Origin of the sequence: Streptomyces sp. Y1, from assembly GCF_041053115.1 — a bacterium.
GTDB classification, from domain to species: domain Bacteria; phylum Actinomycetota; class Actinomycetes; order Streptomycetales; family Streptomycetaceae; genus Kitasatospora; species Kitasatospora rubellomurina.
This window is the reverse complement of record NZ_CP163445.1, coordinates 6,195,569-6,212,441: the sequence shown is the minus strand read 5'-3', so window position 1 is coordinate 6,212,441 and position 16,873 is coordinate 6,195,569. Positions and strand designations below refer to the sequence as shown.

General features: G+C 72.7%; 14 protein-coding genes, 8 tRNA genes and 1 pseudogene. 12 read left to right on the top strand and 11 right to left on the bottom strand.

Annotated elements, in window-relative coordinates:
• Nucleotides 1-134 precede the first annotated feature (134 nt).
• Entirely contained in the window at nucleotides 135-1,787 is a 1,653-nt protein-coding gene (locus AB2U05_RS27225; RefSeq protein WP_369184503.1) for a hypothetical protein, read from the top strand.
• A gap of 72 nt (nucleotides 1,788-1,859) precedes the next feature.
• Here AB2U05_RS27225 and AB2U05_RS27220 read toward each other — a convergent pair whose 3' ends face one another.
• The 4 genes from AB2U05_RS27220 to AB2U05_RS27205 form a co-directional block, all read right to left on the bottom strand.
• A complete protein-coding gene (locus tag AB2U05_RS27220; RefSeq protein ID WP_045704733.1) occupies nucleotides 1,860-2,420 on the bottom strand; it encodes an HIT domain-containing protein in 561 nt (186 codons plus the stop codon).
• 129 nt (nucleotides 2,421-2,549) lie between these two features.
• Nucleotides 2,550-4,529: a threonine--tRNA ligase gene (thrS, locus tag AB2U05_RS27215; protein ID WP_369184502.1), complete on the bottom strand. Its 1,980-nt coding sequence runs from the start codon at nucleotides 4,527-4,529 to the stop codon at nucleotides 2,550-2,552.
• A gap of 85 nt (nucleotides 4,530-4,614) precedes the next feature.
• Nucleotides 4,615-5,796 (bottom strand): hypothetical protein, encoded by a 1,182-nt coding sequence (locus AB2U05_RS27210; RefSeq protein ID WP_369184501.1) that lies wholly within the window; start codon nucleotides 5,794-5,796, stop codon nucleotides 4,615-4,617.
• Between the two features lie 32 nt (nucleotides 5,797-5,828).
• Nucleotides 5,829-6,395, bottom strand: a complete 567-nt coding sequence (locus AB2U05_RS27205; RefSeq protein WP_045708624.1) for a DUF4365 domain-containing protein — start codon at nucleotides 6,393-6,395, stop codon at nucleotides 5,829-5,831.
• A 151-nt stretch (nucleotides 6,396-6,546) separates the two neighbouring features.
• Here AB2U05_RS27205 and AB2U05_RS27200 point away from each other — a divergent pair, with 151 nt between their 5' ends.
• Entirely contained in the window at nucleotides 6,547-7,314 is a 768-nt protein-coding gene (locus tag AB2U05_RS27200) for an exonuclease domain-containing protein (RefSeq protein ID WP_369184500.1), read from the top strand.
• An 82-nt stretch (nucleotides 7,315-7,396) separates the two neighbouring features.
• On the opposite strand, the gene AB2U05_RS27195 is transcribed toward AB2U05_RS27200, so the two are convergent.
• Together AB2U05_RS27195 and AB2U05_RS27190 are read right to left on the bottom strand one after the other, a co-directional pair.
• Nucleotides 7,397-7,468 (bottom strand) — tRNA-Val (locus AB2U05_RS27195).
• 214 nt (nucleotides 7,469-7,682) lie between these two features.
• Nucleotides 7,683-7,754 (bottom strand) — tRNA-Val (locus AB2U05_RS27190).
• A 421-nt stretch (nucleotides 7,755-8,175) separates the two neighbouring features.
• On the opposite strand from AB2U05_RS27190, the gene AB2U05_RS27185 reads away from it, so the two are divergent.
• Both AB2U05_RS27185 and AB2U05_RS27180 read left to right on the top strand, forming a co-directional pair.
• The gene (locus AB2U05_RS27185; protein ID WP_030056266.1) at nucleotides 8,176-8,589 is read left to right on the top strand and encodes an SsgA family sporulation/cell division regulator; all 414 of its coding nucleotides are present in this window, start codon (nucleotides 8,176-8,178) and stop codon (nucleotides 8,587-8,589) included.
• Between the two features lie 409 nt (nucleotides 8,590-8,998).
• Entirely contained in the window at nucleotides 8,999-9,568 is a 570-nt protein-coding gene (locus tag AB2U05_RS27180) for a CGNR zinc finger domain-containing protein (protein WP_045704722.1), read from the top strand.
• Between the two features lie 33 nt (nucleotides 9,569-9,601).
• On the opposite strand, the gene AB2U05_RS27175 is transcribed toward AB2U05_RS27180, so the two are convergent.
• Complete coding sequence (locus AB2U05_RS27175; protein ID WP_369184499.1) at nucleotides 9,602-10,060, bottom strand: hypothetical protein; 459 nt, start codon at nucleotides 10,058-10,060, stop codon at nucleotides 9,602-9,604.
• A gap of 113 nt (nucleotides 10,061-10,173) precedes the next feature.
• On the opposite strand from AB2U05_RS27175, the gene AB2U05_RS27170 reads away from it, so the two are divergent.
• Nucleotides 10,174-10,674 carry a DsbA family protein gene (locus AB2U05_RS27170; RefSeq protein ID WP_045704718.1) on the top strand — a complete coding sequence of 167 codons (501 nt, stop codon included), beginning with the start codon at nucleotides 10,174-10,176 and terminating at the stop codon, nucleotides 10,672-10,674.
• A gap of 25 nt (nucleotides 10,675-10,699) precedes the next feature.
• On the opposite strand, the gene AB2U05_RS27165 is transcribed toward AB2U05_RS27170, so the two are convergent.
• The 3 genes from AB2U05_RS27165 to AB2U05_RS27155 all read right to left on the bottom strand — a co-directional run bounded on the left by AB2U05_RS27165 (nucleotide 10,700) and on the right by AB2U05_RS27155 (nucleotide 13,539).
• Nucleotides 10,700-11,542, bottom strand: a complete 843-nt coding sequence (locus AB2U05_RS27165; protein ID WP_369184498.1) for a GNAT family N-acetyltransferase — start codon at nucleotides 11,540-11,542, stop codon at nucleotides 10,700-10,702.
• A 64-nt stretch (nucleotides 11,543-11,606) separates the two neighbouring features.
• Complete coding sequence (locus AB2U05_RS27160; protein ID WP_369186004.1) at nucleotides 11,607-12,425, bottom strand: aminotransferase class IV; 819 nt, start codon at nucleotides 12,423-12,425, stop codon at nucleotides 11,607-11,609.
• Between the two features lie 64 nt (nucleotides 12,426-12,489).
• Nucleotides 12,490-13,539, bottom strand: a complete 1,050-nt coding sequence (locus tag AB2U05_RS27155) for a chorismate-binding protein (RefSeq protein WP_045704710.1) — start codon at nucleotides 13,537-13,539, stop codon at nucleotides 12,490-12,492.
• A 342-nt stretch (nucleotides 13,540-13,881) separates the two neighbouring features.
• Between AB2U05_RS27155 and AB2U05_RS27150 the strand changes: the two genes are divergently transcribed.
• The 6 genes from AB2U05_RS27150 (at nucleotide 13,882) to AB2U05_RS27125 (ending at nucleotide 14,513) form a co-directional block, all read left to right on the top strand.
• Nucleotides 13,882-13,954: transfer RNA gene (locus AB2U05_RS27150), tRNA-Gly, on the top strand.
• Between the two features lie 40 nt (nucleotides 13,955-13,994).
• Nucleotides 13,995-14,068 (top strand) — tRNA-Cys (locus AB2U05_RS27145).
• Between the two features lie 34 nt (nucleotides 14,069-14,102).
• Nucleotides 14,103-14,174: transfer RNA gene (locus tag AB2U05_RS27140), tRNA-Val, on the top strand.
• 41 nt (nucleotides 14,175-14,215) lie between these two features.
• A tRNA-Val gene (locus AB2U05_RS27135) sits at nucleotides 14,216-14,287 on the top strand.
• A 41-nt stretch (nucleotides 14,288-14,328) separates the two neighbouring features.
• Nucleotides 14,329-14,400 (top strand) — tRNA-Val (locus AB2U05_RS27130).
• A 41-nt stretch (nucleotides 14,401-14,441) separates the two neighbouring features.
• Nucleotides 14,442-14,513, top strand: a tRNA-Val gene (locus tag AB2U05_RS27125).
• Between the two features lie 296 nt (nucleotides 14,514-14,809).
• On the opposite strand, the gene AB2U05_RS27120 is transcribed toward AB2U05_RS27125, so the two are convergent.
• Nucleotides 14,810-15,013, bottom strand: a complete 204-nt coding sequence (locus tag AB2U05_RS27120; RefSeq protein WP_045705788.1) for a hypothetical protein — start codon at nucleotides 15,011-15,013, stop codon at nucleotides 14,810-14,812.
• Nucleotides 15,014-15,420: 407 nt separating this feature from the next.
• Between AB2U05_RS27120 and AB2U05_RS27115 the strand changes: the two are divergent.
• Nucleotides 15,421-16,725 (top strand): annotated as a pseudogene (locus AB2U05_RS27115) (serine/threonine-protein kinase); the annotation flags it as partial.
• Nucleotides 16,726-16,873: the final 148 nt, after the last annotated feature.

Sequence of the window (16,873 nt, the reverse complement as noted above, 5' to 3'; positions counted from 1 at the left end):
GACCTGCCCGAACCTGGGCATCATGCCCCTCAGGCCCCCGCGGCCTGATCGTGACGGTACTTCAGACGATCATCCGCGCGACGGTGCCACGGCACGGTAACCTGCCGCTGACAAGGGGAGGAGGGGACGCCGCCGTGACCACACTCGACATGACCCCGGGTGCGCAGATACCCCGGACCGACACCGGCCCGCAGACCGCCGTCAGCCTGGCGCTCTCCTCGGCCGCCTACCGCGACGGCGAGGTCACCGGCTTCGTCGACGCCGTCACCGACGCCACCGCCAAGAAGGGCCGCTTCGCGCTCTTCCGCCCCAACCTCGGCGAGGCCTTCAGCAAGGCGCTGGTCTCCCGCGCCCTCGGCGGCGACCGCAAACCCCTCGTCCCCTCCTTCGGCGTCGACGCCCGCCAGGTCGTCGAACACTGCCTGGCCGCCGAAGAACTCCGCAACGCCCGCGACCGCCAGCTCAGCACCGTCACCGTCGTCACCGCCCTGCTCTTCCTCCCCGGCACCCTGGTCTGGCTCGGCGCCTTCCAGCTGCGCGCCTGGCTCAAGCGGGACAACCAGCGCGGCGCCGACGTCTACGGCGGCCTCGCCCTGATCGCCGCCGGCATCCTCGCCGTCCTGCTCGCGGTGCGCCCGCCGGCCGCCGGCGTCCTCGGCCTCTACCTGCGGATCACCATGCTCGCCCCGGTCATCGGCTGGTACCTCGCCCGCCGGATCGTCGAGCGCTCCGCCAAGGACCTCCGCGCCCGCTGGCAGGACCTGGTCAGCGGCAGCGCCGTCGCCGCCACCGTCTCCCGGGCCGTCCCCCGCGACGACCTGGACAAGAAGGCCACCGACCTGCGCGACAAGCTCGGCCGCCTCGACGCCGAGCAGGAAACCAACATCCAGCACTACGCCGGCCCCAAGGGCATCCTCGGCGCCGGCCGCCGCTGGGGCGAATGGCGCCTCGCCGACACCCTCCACCCCGCCCCCGGCCACGCCGACTTCCGCGCCTTCCACCCCTGGGACCTGGTCCGCCGGATCTCCTCCCACCTCAAGGGCCTCGGCATCAGCCACGTCGCCAACAGCGGCATCCCCAACGTGCAGATCAAGCAGTGGGTGGTCTTCGACATCGGCGAGGGCGCCGACGAGATCAGCCGCCCCGCCGCCGGCAGCGCCGACATGGACGGCGACCGGATGCGCGACTTCGCCGTCCAGAGCATCGCCGACAAGCAGACCTTCCCCGGCGGCCCCCGGCACTACCTGGCCACCCAGTTCATCACCCACGACGGCAAGTTGGTGCTCACCTTCACCGTCACGGTGACTCTGCTCGCCGACGTGCTCGCCATCGCCGTGGCCGGCTACGCGCTCGGCCCGGTCAAGGGCGTCTTCTTCGACAAGCCCAAGGACAAGGAGAAGTCGATCCCCAAGACCGTGAAGTTCTGGGAGGAACGCACGGTCAAGCTCCCCCTGATCGACAACGACGAGGTCGTCCGCCAGGCCGTCCGCGCCCCCTTCTACCGGGCGCCCGGCCTGCTCGGCTGGCTCGGCGGCGGGCTCGGCCTGCCCGAGCCCTTCGGCCTCCGGCACGTCTGGGTCGGCCGGGCCTGGGAGAACCGCTCCATGGTCGACAATGCCATGAACCTCTCCGTCCCGGTGCTCAACGCCGTCCACAACGCGACGCTGGAGTTCCTCCAGGAGCACGACCTCGACGCCGACCGCTTCTTCAAGAACCGCACCTCGATCATCAAGTCCGAGGCGCAGGGCAGCCGCCCGTACGAGGTGGACACCTTCAACGCCAACTGAACGCCCTCGACGCGAAGGGGCCCACCACCGAACTCCTCGGCGGTGGGCCCCTTTTCAGCCGTTTCAGCCCTCTCAGCCCTGCGGCCAGGCCTCGGCCAGCATCTTGCGGGTGTCCGCCAGCAGCTGCGGCAGCACCTTGGTGTGGCCGACCACCGGCATGAAGTTGGTGTCCCCGCCCCAGCGCGGCACCACGTGCTGGTGCAGGTGCGCCGCGATCCCGGCACCGGCCGCCGCGCCCTGGTTCATCCCGATGTTGAACCCGTGCGCCCCGGACGCAGCCCGCAGCGCGGTCATCGCCCGCTTGGTGAAGTCGGCCAGCTCGGCCGTCTCCGCCTCGTCCAGGTCGGTGTAGTCCGCCACGTGCCGGTACGGGACCACCATGAGGTGACCGCCGTTGTACGGGTACAGGTTCAGCACCGCGAACACGGCGCTCCCCCGGGCGATGATCAGCCCGTCCTCGTCGCTCAGCGACGGGATCGAGCAGAACGGACAACCGTCGTCCGGAGCCGGGCCGGTGGGCTTGTTCTCACCCTGGATGTACGCCATCCGATGGGGGGTCCACAGGCGGCGGAAGCCGTCCGGCTCACCGACGCCCCGCTGCAGTTCCGGCTCAGTCGTCATGCTGATCAGCATATTCGCCCGACCGTGCTTGCAAAGCCGCGCGGGGCAGACTCGTTCAGAGCCTGCCCCGCGCTTTACCTCGGCGACTGCCTCAGCGACTGGGACGCCGTTCGGATCACCCCCGCTCAGGCGGGGAAGTCATCAAACCTGGATGCGGCGCGCCACAGCATCAACGATCTCGGCGATCGCCTCGTCACGGGGCACGCCGTTCTTCTGCTCGCCGTTGCGGTAGCGGAACGACACCGCACCCGCCTCGACGTCGTCGTTGCCGGCGATCAGCATGTACGGGGTCTTGCTGCGCTGGGCGTTGCGGATCTTCTTCTGCATACGGTCGTCCGAGGTGTCCACCTCGACCCGGATCCCGTGCTTCTTGAGCTCGGCCGCGACCTCCAGCAGGTACGGCACGTGCTCGTCGGTGATCGGGATGCCGGTCACGGTGACCGGGGCCAGCCACGGCGGCATGGCACCGGCGTAGTGCTCCAGCAGCACCGCGAAGAAGCGCTCGATCGAACCGAACAGCGCGCGGTGGATCATGACCGGCCGCTGACGCGAGCCGTCCGCCGCGGTGTACTCAAGATCAAAACGCTCGGGGAGGTTGAAGTCGAGCTGGATGGTGCTCATCTGCCAGGTGCGGCCGATGGCGTCACGCGCCTGCACCGAGATCTTCGGGCCGTAGAAGGCCGCGCCACCCGGGTCCGGCACCAGCGGCAGACCCTGCTTCTCGGCCACGGCCGCCAGAACGGCGGTGGCCTCCTCCCAGGTCTCGTCCGAGCCGACGTACTTGACCGGGTCCTTGGTCGACAGCTCCAGGTAGAAGTCGGTCAGACCGTAGTCACGGAGGAGGTTGAGCACGAAGGTCAGCGTGGAGTCGAGCTCTTCCGCCATCTGCTCGCGGGTGCAGTAGATGTGCGCGTCGTCCTGCGTGAAGCCGCGGGCCCGGGTCAGGCCGTGCACGACGCCGGACTTCTCGTACCGGTACACCGTCCCGAACTCGAAGAGGCGCAGCGGCAGTTCACGGTACGAGCGGCCGCGCGCGTCGAAGATCAGGTTGTGCATCGGGCAGTTCATCGGCTTGAGGTAGTAGTCCACGCCCTCGTCGAGCTGCATGGGCGGGTACATACCGTCCGCGTACCAGTCGAGGTGGCCGCTCTTCTCGAAGAGCTTCCCCTTGGTGGCGTGCGGGGTGTAGACGAACTCGTAGCCCTCTTCCTCGTGCCGCTTGCGCGAGTAGTCCTCCATGGCGCGGCGGATGATGCCGCCCTTGGGGTGGAAGACGGCGAGGCCGGAGCCGATCTCCTCGGGGATGGAGAAGAGGTCGAGCTCGTTGCCGAGCTTGCGGTGGTCGCGCTTCTCGGCCTCGACGAGGAAGTCCAGGTGGGCCTTGAGCTCGTCCTTGGTCGGCCAGGCGGTCCCGTAGACGCGCTGCAGCATCGGGTTCTTCTCGCTGCCGCGCCAGTACGCGGCGGCGTTGCGCATCAGCTTGAACGCCGGGATGTGCCGGGTGCTGGGCAGGTGCGGGCCGCGGCAGAGGTCGCCCCAGCACTGCTCGCCGGTCTTGGCGTCCAGGTTGTCGTAGATGGTGAGCTCGCCGCCGCCGACCTCGACGTCGGCGCCCTCGCCGGCGGTGGCGGCGGAGCCCTTGAGGCCGATCAGCTCGAGCTTGTACGGCTCGGCGGCCAGCTCCTCGCGGGCGGACTCGTCGGTGACCACGCGGCGGGAGAACTTCTGCCCGCGCTTGATGATCTCCTGCATGCGCTTCTCGATGGCCTTGAGGTCATCGGGCTGGAAGGGCTTCTCGACGTCGAAGTCGTAGTAGAAGCCGTCCTTGACCGGCGGGCCGATGCCGAGCTTGGCCTCGGGGAAGAGCTGCTGCACGGCCTGGGCCATGACGTGCGCGGTGGAGTGGCGCAGGATGTCGAGGCCGTCCTTGCTGTCGATCGCGACCGGCTCGACCTCGTCGCCGTCCTGGACGGCGTAGGCGAGGTCCTTGAGCTGGCCGCCGACGCGGGCGGCGATGATCGAGCGGTCGTCGGCGAAGAGCTCGGCGGCCGTGGTGCCCGTCGTCACCACGCGCTCTTCCCGATCGGGTTCGCGGCTGATGATTACCCGGACGTCCGTCACCGGTCTCTCCTGACGTGCTGGATTAGAGGACGCAACACTGCGCTGCGTCTGACGATGGTACCGAGCGCGCCGCCCCCGCCGTCACCTAGATCTGTTCGTCCCCGTCCCCGAGCCCCTTGAGCAGCTGCTCGTGGTCGCCGTCCGCCCCGCCGGGGAGGAGTTCCAGGCCGTGGGGCCGGCCGAGGCGACGGAAGCCGCCGCGCGGTTCGAGCCGTCCGGAGAGCCGGACGGGCAGGCCGGCCAGGTGGGCTTCGGCGGCGAGCCGGTAGTCGGGGTCGGGCAGCCGGACCTTGAGTTCGCGGACTTCGGCGCCGCCGAGGACGCGGAGCCGTACGGAGCCGGGTCCGCCGGGGTCCGCCCGCTTGAGGCGGACGACCAGGCCGGTGACGGTGGCGGCGACGGCGGGTTCGAGGCGTTCCAGCAGGTCGGCGGCCTCGGCGAGGGCGGGCAGGTCGCCGGGTGAGAAGTCGAGGGTGATCCGGCGGTCGCCGAAGCCGCCGGGGATTCCGGCGGCGGCGGACCAGGCGACGGCGAGCCCGGCGCCGGTGGTGCCGCGGACCAGGTCCTCGACGGACTGGACGAGCTCCCGGCTGACTCCGGCCTGGACGGCGTTCTCGAAGGCCTCGGGCCCGCCGCTGACCCGGCGGTAGTCGACGGCGTCGCGCAGGGCCTCCAGGGCGCGGACCAGGGTGGTGACGGCGGTGCGGCCCTCGGGGGCGGGGGTGTGGGCGGTGAGGGCGGCACCCTGGTCGACGGCGCCCTGTTCGACGACCAGGACGCGGTCGAGGAACTCCCCGGCGTGGCCGTCCAGCCGGGCGCCGTAGTAGGCGGCCCTGGTCCGGCCGGCCTTGGCGCCGGCGGCGAGCATGGTGCGTGCTGCCCGCTGGAGCCGTTCGGCGTCGTCCCAGGGGGCGGTGTCGGCGGGGCCGGGCAGGTCGCGGTGCCAGCGCAGTTCGTCGCCGGGGACGGCGAGGGCGAGCAGGATCGAGCGGGCGCTGGGGGTGCGGGAGCGGGAGAGCGCGGTGACGGCGTCGGTGAGGAGTTCGACGGCGTCGTCGAAGCCGTCGTCGGCGGGGACGAGGAGGCTGGTGCCGGGTTCGTCGTCGGGCGGGGTCCAGCGGCCGTAGCGGGCGGCGGGGCCGCCGCGCCGGATCCAGCCGTGCCGGGCGAGCAGGGTGGCGAGCACCGCGGGGTCGACGGTGGCCGGGTCGGGCAGGGGGCGGGCGGGCTCGCCCGGTCCGTGCGGCGGTGTCAGCGGCGGTGTCATGGGTGTGCTTCCTCGCTGCCGGGGCCGGGCGGTCACGGGCTCTCGCCCGCGCCGACCCGGGCCATGATGTCGCAGAGCGCGCGGTCGTCGAAGACCTTGTCGGTGGGCACCCGGACGTTGGTGCGCCGGCGTCCGGTGACGGGGTGGCCGGCCAGGTTGACCCAGTAGCAGCAGTGCCGCAGTTCCATGGCGTCGGGCCGGGCCCGCAGCCACTCGTCGACCCGGCTGGGCAGCAGCATCACGACCAGGATCCGGGGTACGGCGACCCGGGGGCGGGCGAGTTTGCGCAGGTGCGCGTTGTCGAGGGTGAAGCTGAAGTGCGGCCCGGCCGGGTCGGGGGCGATCTGCTGGGTGGCCTTGAGCTGGATCTTGACGGTGACCTCGTCGTCCACCTCGTGCTCCGGGGAGCCGTGGCTGACCTGCCAGTCGATGCCGTTGTCCGGGAACGGCTGGGAGAGCGAGCAGCCGGCCGCGGCGGCGACCGCGTGCAGGTAGCCGACCTGCAGCGTCTCCATGCAGGCGGTGACGGCGAGGTTCCCGCGCAGGACGGCCGCGGCCCCGTCCGGCCGCGGCTGTGGTGGTGGCTGCGTCAGTGCCATCGCCCGTGGCCTCCCCCGGCTCCGGGCCCGTCCTGTTCGAACGGGATTCTCCGGAGGCAGGATCCCCGGCCCGGCCTGCGCCAAACGGGTTGAGCGGGCGTCAGAACCGGGTATCAACCGGGCGCGCGGAACGCTCGCCTGAGGGGCAGTCATGCAGCAGCTCTGGTACACCGGCCCACTCGCCTCCTTCGACACCGAGACCACCGGCGTGGACGTGGAGTCCGATCGGATCGTCTCGGCCGCGCTGGTCGTCCAACTCGCCCCGGGCGAACCGACCCACAGCACCACCTGGCTCGCGGATCCGGGCGTCCCGATCCCGGACGGCGCCCGCGCGGTGCACGGCATCACCGACGAGCAGGTCCGCGCGCACGGCCGGCCGGCCCGCGCGGTGGTGGCGGAGGTGACGCGGGCGCTGGCGGCGCAGGCCCGGGCCGGGTGTCCGGTGGTGGTGATGAACGCGCCGTACGACCTCACGCTGCTGGACCGGGAGTTGCGCCGGCACCACGGGGTGGCGCTGGCGGAGGGCCTGGGTGCGGCGGGGCTGGTGATACTGGATCCGCGGGTGCTGGACAAGCACGTCGACCGGTACCGCAAGGGCCGCCGGACGTTGACCGACCTGTGCGCGCACTACGGGGTCGAGCTGGCCGGGGCGCACGACGCGGCGGCGGACGCGACGGCGGCGCTGACGCTGACCCGGCGGATCGGTGCCCGGTACCCGGCGGCGCTGGGCGGGCTGTCGGCGGCGGAGCTGCATCTTCGGCAGGCGATCTGGCACGCGGCGCAGGCGCGCGGGTTGCAGCGCTGGTTCGACCGGTCGGGGACGCCGGAGCGGGTGGACCTGTCGTGGCCGCTGCGGCCGGCCCGGTGCGGGTGCGGGCGGCGGTTGGAGCCGGCGCACGGCTGCGAGGCGGCGGCTTAGCGGCGGGCCCGGGCTGCGGTTCGGGCCCGGACGCGCCGCAGGCCCTGACCGGTTTCCCGATCAGGGCCTGCGTGCTGTCCGGTGGGCGATACTGGGATCGAACCAGTGACCCCTTCGGTGTGAACGAAGTGCTCTCCCGCTGAGCTAATCGCCCGGGCAACGAGATGAACTGTAGCACCGTTCGGAGGCGGTCGTACAACTCGCCCGTTCCGGGGTGCCGACGCATCCGCAGAACTCGCACTCCGGGCGGAAGGTGACAGTGCCTCAGCATCGGAGCGGGATTTGCGGGGGCGTTCGGGGGATTCCGGAAATACATGTGAGGCCCAGCCGATAATCGGCTGGGCCTCACATATCACAATGCATTCCGGTGGGCGATACTGGGATCGAACCAGTGACCCCTTCGGTGTGAACGAAGTGCTCTCCCGCTGAGCTAATCGCCCGGGTGCAGGGAAAACATTACCGCATCCGAGAGGGTGGTCCGAACACCCTCCTGGTCCGGGGCCGGCCGGGACCCGGGCGACCCCGGGCGACCCCGGGCCCCGGGCGGGACACAGGGCCCTTCCCCTGGCGCACTCGCCCGTGCGGCCGACTCGTCAGGCAGGGCCGCACCACCCGCTCCCCTGTTCCCGGCCGGCTTGGCGCTTCCTACAGGGCCGGTACGGGCGGAGCCGGAAACCCGCGGAGAGAACCGCCGGTAATGCCCCGGGCGGGTACTCGGGGGCGATTCCGCAATGCGCCGTAAGGGGTACGACTCGCGCCCGAATCGGGACAGAGGGGTTTACATCGGTCTTCGGGGTGGGATGGTCCGTTCGCCGACGTGCGATTCCCCGAGCGCACACTGAGCGAAAGGCCATGGCGCTTATGAACACCACGGTCAGCTGCGAGCTGCACCTGCGCCTCATCGTGTCCAGCGAGTCCTCACTGCCCGTCCCCGCGGGCCTGCGCTACGACACCGCCGACCCCTACGCCGTGCACGCCACGTTCCACACGGGCGCCGACGAGACCGTGGAGTGGGTGTTCGCCCGAGATCTCCTCGCGGAGGGGCTGCACCGACCCACCGGTACCGGCGACGTCCGGGTGTGGCCGTCGCGCAGCCACGGGCAAGGGGTGGTCTGCATCGCACTTAGCTCTCCGGAAGGAGAGGCCCTGCTGGAGGCCCCGGCCCGGGCGCTTGAGTCGTTCCTCAAGCGGACGGACGCCGCGGTGCCCCCCGGCACCGAACACCGTCACTTCGACCTCGACCGGGAGCTGTCCCACATCCTCGCCGAAAGCTGACCCCGTCCGGAGGCGGTCCAGCCCCGTTGTCGGCGGGGCCGTACCCCCTGTCGTCCGCACTGCCGTCCTACTCGGGGGCACGGCAGCAGACTCAGCCGCGCACCACGCGGCCTCGGGGCCGGTGAGCGGCCCGTTCCCACCGGAGCGGGCCGCCGCCACCACAGGCGCCCGGCATCGGGGCCGGTCACCCTCACGGGTGACCGGCCCCGATGCCGGGCGCCGTTGGCGTTCCGGGGGGGGGCGTACGGGGGGCACACGGAAGGTGGTGCGCCCGGTTTGCGGGGCTCTGACGGAATCCGTACACGCCTTCGAAGGAAGGCGCCGCCCTTCCGCCGCACGGCCCGGTATGGTCTTGGGTCAACCGTGTCCGCGGGGTACCCGGAGTCCCCCTGCGCGAGGAGCCCCCAACGTGCTGATCACCCATGACACCGAGTGCGCACTGAGCATCCTCGTCGATCTGCTCAACACCGCACCCGAGGTGTGCGGCACCGAGCGGCTGCCGGACGTCGCGGCGCTGAACGCGTTCGTGGTCCGGCAGGAGATCAGCGAGATCGACTCGCTCACCGAGGAGGACCTGCACCAGGTGCAGGCCCTGCGCACCCGGCTGCGCGAGGTGTTCGGGACGGAGGCCACCGAGGACGCCGCCGAGCTGGTCAACGCGGTCGTCGCGGCGGCCGGGACCACGCCCCGGCTGGTCAACCACGACCACCACGGCTGGCACATCCACTACTTCGCGCCGCACGCCGCGATCGGCGACCACCTGGCGGCCGAGCTCGGCATGGCGCTGGCCTTCATCTTCATGGCCGGCGAGCGGGAGCGGCTGCGGCGCTGCGAGGCGCCGGACTGCGCGCGGGTCTTCGTCGACCTCTCGCGCAACCGCTCGCGGCGCTACTGCGACAGCCGTACCTGCGGGAACCGGCTGCACGTCGCCGCGTACCGGGCCCGGCAGCGCTCGGCGGAGGCCGTTCCCTCGGCCTGAGCCCGAGCCCCGGGCCGGGGCCGGTTCTGCCGATCAGATTCCGCGCTTGCGGAGGATCTCCTCGATGTCGGCGAAGTCGCCGAGGCCGTCGTCCTGCTTGCCGCCGGCCCGCTTCTTCGGCTTCGGCGGGGCGGGAGCGACCGCCGGGCGGTCGGGGGCCGGGCCCGCGGCGGCCGGGCGCTCGGGGGCGGACTCGACCGCGTCGCGGCGGGCGCCCCAGCGGGTGGTCGCCAGCAGCAGGGCGGCGGAGACGCCGAGCAGTGCGACGCCCGTCCACACCCGGGGGTCGAAGACCAGCTTGGTCGCCCAGTCGGCGAACGCGCGGCCGATGGTGCTCGCCAGCGGGAACAGGCCGGTGAGGTAGAGCCCGGCGGGCAGTAGGGCGACCGCGAACCAGCGGGTCGCCGAGCGGAGGCACCGTTGCCGGGCCCGCAGGCCCGCGACCGCGACTCCGCCCGCCGTGAGCAGGAAGCTGATCGCCGCGGTCAGCACGGGCGCGGACCTTCCGGTCCGGTGGGTCTGGTCATTCCGGAGCCTCCCTGTCGGTCCGCCGCGGGGGCACCCTCCGGCCGGAGCGGGCTCCCACTTAGTGGAACACTGGGGGGATGATCGATGGTTCCCTCCCCCGCCTTGAGTTCTGGTGCGACCTGCAGTGCCCGGACTGCCGCACCGCGCTGGACGACGTCCGGGCGCTGCGCGCGCAGTACGGTGACGCGCTGCCCGTGGAGCTGCGGCACTTCCCGCTGGAGAAGCACAAGCACGCCTACGCCGCCGCCGAGGCGGCCGAGGAGGCGTTCGCGCAGGGGCTGGGGTGGCCGTTCGTGGAGGCGCTGCTGGCCCGGACCGAGGAGCTGGGCGCGGGCGGGCAGAAGGTGCTGCTGGACGTGGCCCGGGAGGTCGGGGTGGACGTCGAGGAGGTCGACACCGCGCTGATCGACGGGCGGCACATGCTGACCGTGGACTCCGACCAGGCCGAGGGCAAGGCGATCGGGGTCAAGGGCACGCCGACGTACGTGATCGGCGGGCAGCGGCTGGACGGCGGGCAGAGCCAGGAGGGGCTGCGGGAGCGGATCGTCGCCGTGATCGAGGCGGCGAAGACCTCCTGACACTCCCGACGCTTCTGACTCTTCGTCAAAGCTGTTTGCCGTAGAGGCGGTTGGTGATCCCGTAGCCGAGCGAGGCGTAGAGGCCGATGGCCACCTCGTTGTCGGCGAAGACGTTGAGCCCGAGGTTCCGTACGCCGGCCGCCAGACACGCGCGTTCGGCGAGCAGCATCAGGGTGCGTCCGTGTCCCCGGCCCCGGTGGGCCGGGGACACCTCGACGACCATGACCCAGGCGAGCGGTTCGCCGTCCGGCAGGTCGGTCAGGTGGAGGTCCACCCAGATCGAGCCGTACGGCTGCGGCCCGCCGTCCGGTCCGTACAGGCTGGCCAGGGCGTTGCCCGGGGTGTCGGCGCCCTCCGGGAGCAGTCGCTGGTCGCAGCCCACCCTGGCGCGGGTCTGCTCCTCGGTGAGGCCGGAGCGGACGAGCGCGCGGGCGTAGTCGGCCGAGGAGCGGTCGAGCCAGGCGCGCAGACCGTCCTCCTCGAACGGGCGCGCGCTGACGCCGGCGGGCAGGGCGGGGGCGGTGGTCAGCCGCTTGGCGAGGGCCAGGGAGCGCTCGGTGTAGCCGAGCGCTCCGGCGAGGGCGCGGGCGGTCGGCGCGGAGTCGGGGATCCTGACGTCCACCCGGGTGCAGCCCCAGCCGCGCAGCACCTCCTCGGCGGCCAGTGCGCCGAAGGTGCCGCGACCCCGACCGCGGCCTTCGGTGATCTCCAATTCGGCTATCTCACCCCAGAGTTGGCCGCCGACCGGGACGGCGGCGGTGCGCAGCGAGCCGATCTGGCGGCCGTTGGTGAGGATCCGCCAGCGTCTGGTGCGGCCGCCGGCCGCGGTCGGTGTCTCGGGGCCCTCGGGGCGCAGCGTGGTGGTCATGTGGTGGTCCCTTCCCCTCGTCGGGGAGGTTATCCGTGCCGGTGCGCTGTGCCGGGGGTGCGGGTCACGGGTCGAGGTCGTCGGCGCTGCGCTCGGCGAAGACGGTCATGGCCTTGGCGGTGATCGGTCCGGTGCCGGGCAGTTCGCGGTCGTCGATGCGGGTGACGGCCTGGACGTCGCGGGTGGAGGAGGTCAGGAAGACCTCGTCGGCGTTCTGGAGGGCGTCGAGCGGGAGGTCGGCCTCTTCGGCGCCGCACCAGTCGATGACGAGTTGGCGGGTGATGCCGGCGAGGCAGCCGGAGGCGAGCGGCGGGGTGAGCAGGCGGCCTTCGAGGACGACGAAGACGTTGGAGCCGGTGCCTTCGCAGAGTCGGCCGGCGGTGTTGGCGAACAGGGCCTCGGTGGCGCCGGCGCGGTGGGCGGCGGCGAGGGCGACGACGTTCTCGGCGTACGAGGTGGTCTTGAGGCCGGCGACGGCGCTGTGTTCGTTGCGGCGCCACGGGACGACGGCGACGGCGGTCTCGTCGGGGCGGCGGGTGATCGCGCCGAGGGCGGCGACCAGGGTGGGGCCGGCGGTGCCGCGTTCGGAGCCGAGCGGGGCGGTGCCGCCGGTGTAGGTGACGCGCAGGCGGCCGAGCGGGACGGGGTCGGCGGCGAGGAGCTGGGCGCAGGCTTCGCGGACCAGGTCGTGGTCGGGGTCGGGCAGGCCGAGGCCGCGGGCGGAGCGGGTGAGCCGATCGAGGTGGCGGGTGAGGGCGAAGGTGCGGCCGTCGACGACCTTCATGGTTTCGAAGACGCCGTCGCCGGTGGTGAGTCCGTGGTCGAGGACGGTGACGGCGGGTGCGGTGGAGTCGACGAGCCTGCCGTTGACCCAGCTCGTGATGGGGGTGTGCATCGGGCGCTGCTCCTCGGGGTGGTGCCGGCGGCGGGGTGTCTCGGCCGGCGCGTCAGAGGGTTTCGCTGCCCGACGCTATCGCGACGAGTCGGGCGGCCTTCAGTTCGGTTTCCGCCCACTCGCGGTCGGGGTCGGAGCCCCAGGTGATGCCGGCGCCGGTGCCGAAGCGCAGGACCGGGGTCTCGGGGTCGGTGCGGTCGAGCCAGAAGGTGCGGATGCCCACCGCGAGTTCGGCCTCGCCGCGGTCGGCGTCGACCCAGCCGACCGCGCCGCAGTAGGGGCCGCGCGGGGCGGTCTCGAGGGCTTCGATGATCCGCAGGGCGCTGGACTTGGGGGCGCCGGTGACGGAGCCGGGCGGGAAGGTGGCGGCGAGGAGTTCGGGCCAGCCGGCGTCGGCGCGCAGGGTGCCCTCGACGGTGGAGACGAGGTGGACGAGGCCGGGGTGCTTCTCGACGGCGCACAGGTCGGGGACGGTGACGGTGCCGGTCTCGCAGACGCGGCCCAGGTCGTTGCGGACCAGGTCGACGATCATCACGTTCTCGGCGTGGTCCTTGTCGAGGAGGTCGTCCTCGGTGCGGCCGGTGCCCTTGATCGGGCCGGAGGAGACGGTGCGGCCGGTGCGGCGCAGGTAGAGCTCGGGGGAGGCGGTGGCGATCTCGACGCCGTGTTCGGGCAGGCGGACGGTGCCGGCGTACGGGGCGGGGTTGCCGTGGGCGAGGAGGCCGGTGAGGGCGTCGATGTCGCTGCGGTCGGGGTCGGGCAGCGGTGCGGAGAGCACCCGGCAGAGGTTGGCCTGGTAGACCTCGCCGGCGGCTATGTGCTCGCGGATGCGGCGAACGCCGGCGGTGTAGGCGGCGCGGTCCAGGGAGCTGTGCCACTCGCCGGCGTCCGGGCCGCGCCAGCCGGCGCCGGAGGGCGGCGCGGGGGCGGGGCGGACGTCGTCGAAGCGGGCGCAGGTGAGGCGGCCCTCGAAGTCGTGGACGACGGCCCAGTAGCCGGCGGAGTCGAGGGCGGCCGGGTCCGAGGTGACGTCGCGCAGCCCGGTGGCCAGGCGGCCGCCGAAGCGGGCGAGCGGGGTGCTGGGGTCGGTGGGGCCGGACACGGTTCTCCTGCGCGGTGGTGCGGGGGTGGCGGTGCCTGAAGTGTAGGTCGGGGGCGCGCTCCCGTACTGGTGGTCGACCGCCGGGCCGGGGCGGGCGCCGGGCGGGGGGCGAGCAGTCGCGGGCGTCGCGCGGGTGTGCGCGAGGTGGCCTGCGGGTGATCGTCCGGAAGCGCCGCAGGTGGCGGCCTGTGCCCCTGCGCGGGGGTCGGCCGGCGGGTGCTCGGCGGGCATGCCCTCGGCATGCTGCGGGAACGGATTTTTAGCTGGCCCGGGAATCCGCTAGAGTTCAACACGTCGCCAGGGAGCGCAGCCGGGAAAACCGGTGAGGCCCCCGGGAGACAGGCGGACGTGGCTCAGTTGGTAGAGCATCACCTTGCCAAGGTGAGGGTCGCGAGTTCGAATCTCGTCGTCCGCTCGACGGAGAACAGTGTAAGATCGTTCTTCGTGTGTTGCCTGGTGGAGTGGCCGAGAGGCGAGGCAACGGCCTGCAAAGCCGTGTACACGGGTTCAAATCCCGTCTCCACCTCCAAGAGGATCACCCGGTTCTGCCAGGGGACCTCCCCGCGCGATTAGCTCAGCGGGAGAGCACTACCTTGACACGGTAGGGGTCACTGGTTCAATCCCAGTATCGCGCACGTCGGACTCCCAGGAGTCCGCTGCAAGATCGCCTTACCAGGCGCGATTAGCTCAGCGGGAGAGCACTACCTTGACACGGTAGGGGTCACTGGTTCAATCCCAGTATCGCGCACGTCGGACTCCCAGGAGTCCGCTGCAAGATCGCCTTACCAGGCGCGATTAGCTCAGCGGGAGAGCACTACCTTGACACGGTAGGGGTCACTGGTTCAATCCCAGTATCGCGCACGTCGGACTCCCAGGAGTCCGCTGCAGGACCGCCTTACCAGGCGCGATTAGCTCAGCGGGAGAGCACTACCTTGACACGGTAGGGGTCACTGGTTCAATCCCAGTATCGCGCACACAGTGACGGCCGGGGCCGCGATCCGTGAGGGTCGCGGCCCCGGCCTTTTGGCGTTCTCGGGGGCCGACCGGACGTTGTGGAACGTCTCGGGGGCCGGTGGGAAAGATGAAGAGCCGCGTACGGCCGCCCTCACCGACGTCCGTACGCGGCGTCTCCGCCTGCCGGGGCGCTCTGCGCACCGCTCTCGCCCGTCCGCGATTCAGCGCGGCCGCGGCCTCCCCGGCGGCACCGCTCCCCGTCCCCAGGGGATCGGTGCCCGTTCTGCGGCCGGCCCCGGGTGGGGCCGGCGGTTTTTCAGCGGCCGATCAGATCGGCGACGGCCGAGGCCTGGTTCACCATCTGGTCCCAACCGCCGAACAGCATCACCAGCAGCACGGCGCACGGCAGTGCCATGGCCAACGCCACGGCGGGGTGCCGGGTCTGCTGCTCGGTGGACCGGGACTGGACGAAGGGCGGACGGCGGCGGCGTCGGGGGTCACCCGTGAGCTGCGATGCCATTGCCTGGCTCCTGTTCCGGTCGAGTTGGCGCGGTGGACGGCTTACCTCGGGGGACGAGCTCCCCGCCCACCGCTGGAGACAACGCTATTCGTCAGGGGGCCGTCCGGGCGTCATGCCGTCGTACTGTTCCTCGGGCATCCCGGAGGATGACGCTCGGACTTGAGGCGTACTACCGGAGGGGGAGGGAGCCGCCGTCGCGGCCCCGGGGGATCCCTGAGGGGGAACCCCGAGAACCGATTCGGGGCCCGGCCGACCGGCCGATCAGTGCACGATCGGACAATCGCACGGCGGCTTGAGGTGTTGCGTATCAGCACACCGCAACGGGCAGTCCGTAAGCTGTGCCGGACAGGAACTGACGATGCCCCACACCAACGGGGCCTCACCACGGGCTGACGGGGAAACGAGAGATGGCGATGATGCGGCTGAGGCGTGAGGACCCCCGCATCGTCGGGCCGTACCGCCTGCACCGGCGACTGGGCGCCGGCGGCATGGGCGTGGTCTACCTCGGCTCCGACCGGCGCGGGCAGCGCGTCGCCCTCAAGCTGATCCGCGCCGAGCTCGCCGAGGACCAGGAGTTCCGCACCCGCTTCGCCCGCGAGATCGCCGCCGCCTCCCGCATCCGCGGCGGCTGCACCGCGCGCGTGGTCGGCTCCGACATCGAGGCCGACCGCCCCTGGCTGGCCACCGCGTACGTGCCGGGGCCCTCGCTCTACAAGCGGGTCGGCGACGAAGGGCCGCTCAACTGGCCGGAGGCGGCCCGGATCGGGGCCGCGCTGGCCGACGGGCTGGTCAAGGTGCACGAGGCCGGCGTCGTCCACCGCGACCTCAAGCCCTCCAACATCCTGCTCTCGCCGCGCGGGCCGCGGATCATCGACTTCGGCATCGCGTGGTCGCGCGGCGCCAGCACCCTCACCCACGTCGGCACGGCGGTCGGCTCCCCCGGCTTCCTCGCGCCCGAGCAGGTGCGCGGCGCGGCCGTCACGCCGGCCACGGACGTCTTCGCCTTCGGGGCCACGCTCGCGTACGCGCTCACCGGGGACACGCCCTTCGGGTCCGGGGCGTCCTCCGAGGTGATGCTCTACCGGGTCGTCCACGAGGAGCCCGACCTCTCGGCCGTCCCTCCGCAGCTCGCGCCGCTGATCCGGGCCTGCCTGGCCAAGGAGCCCGCCGAACGGCCCGGTGCGGCCGCGCTGCACGAGCGGCTCAGCGAACTGGCGGCGCGCGGCGCGGCGATGGGCGCTGGGAGCGGGGGTTCGCGCGGGGCCCGGCCCGGGCGGGCGGCCGCCCAGGCGCCCGCCGCACCGGCGAGACCCGACACCGGCCGGCCGGACGCCCCCGCGCAGGGCGTGCCCGCGCCCGGGCGGGCACCCGAACCGTCCGCCCCGGCGCGGGCCCGGGCGGGCGCGGGCCGAACGGCCGGACAGGCCTCCGGCGGGGCGGCGGCGCGCCGGGCGCCCGGCGCGCCGCTCCCCCGGCCCGAGCCCACGCCCGTCACCCGGCCGCTGCGGGAGCGACCGGACCGGCCGCAGACTCCGCCGCCGGGCCGCCCCGGCGGGCGCGACCGGCCCAGACCCCGCGACCGGCAGCACACCCCGGCCCCCGGGGCGCGGCCCCCGGGCGCGCGGCAGCGGCTGCTGCGGCAGCGACTGGTCGTCTTCGTCACCGTCACCCTCGGGGTCGCGCTGGCCATCGCCGCGGCGCAGGGCTGCGAGGACCGGGGCAACCAGGGCCTGCGGGCGCCGGCCGGGGCGACGGCGAGCGCCCGCGCTGCGGGCGGCGGTTCTGGTGGCGGTTCTGGCGGTGGGGGTGAACTGGCGATGCCGGGGACCTCGGTGGACGTCGCCCCGCAGTCCTCGGGCA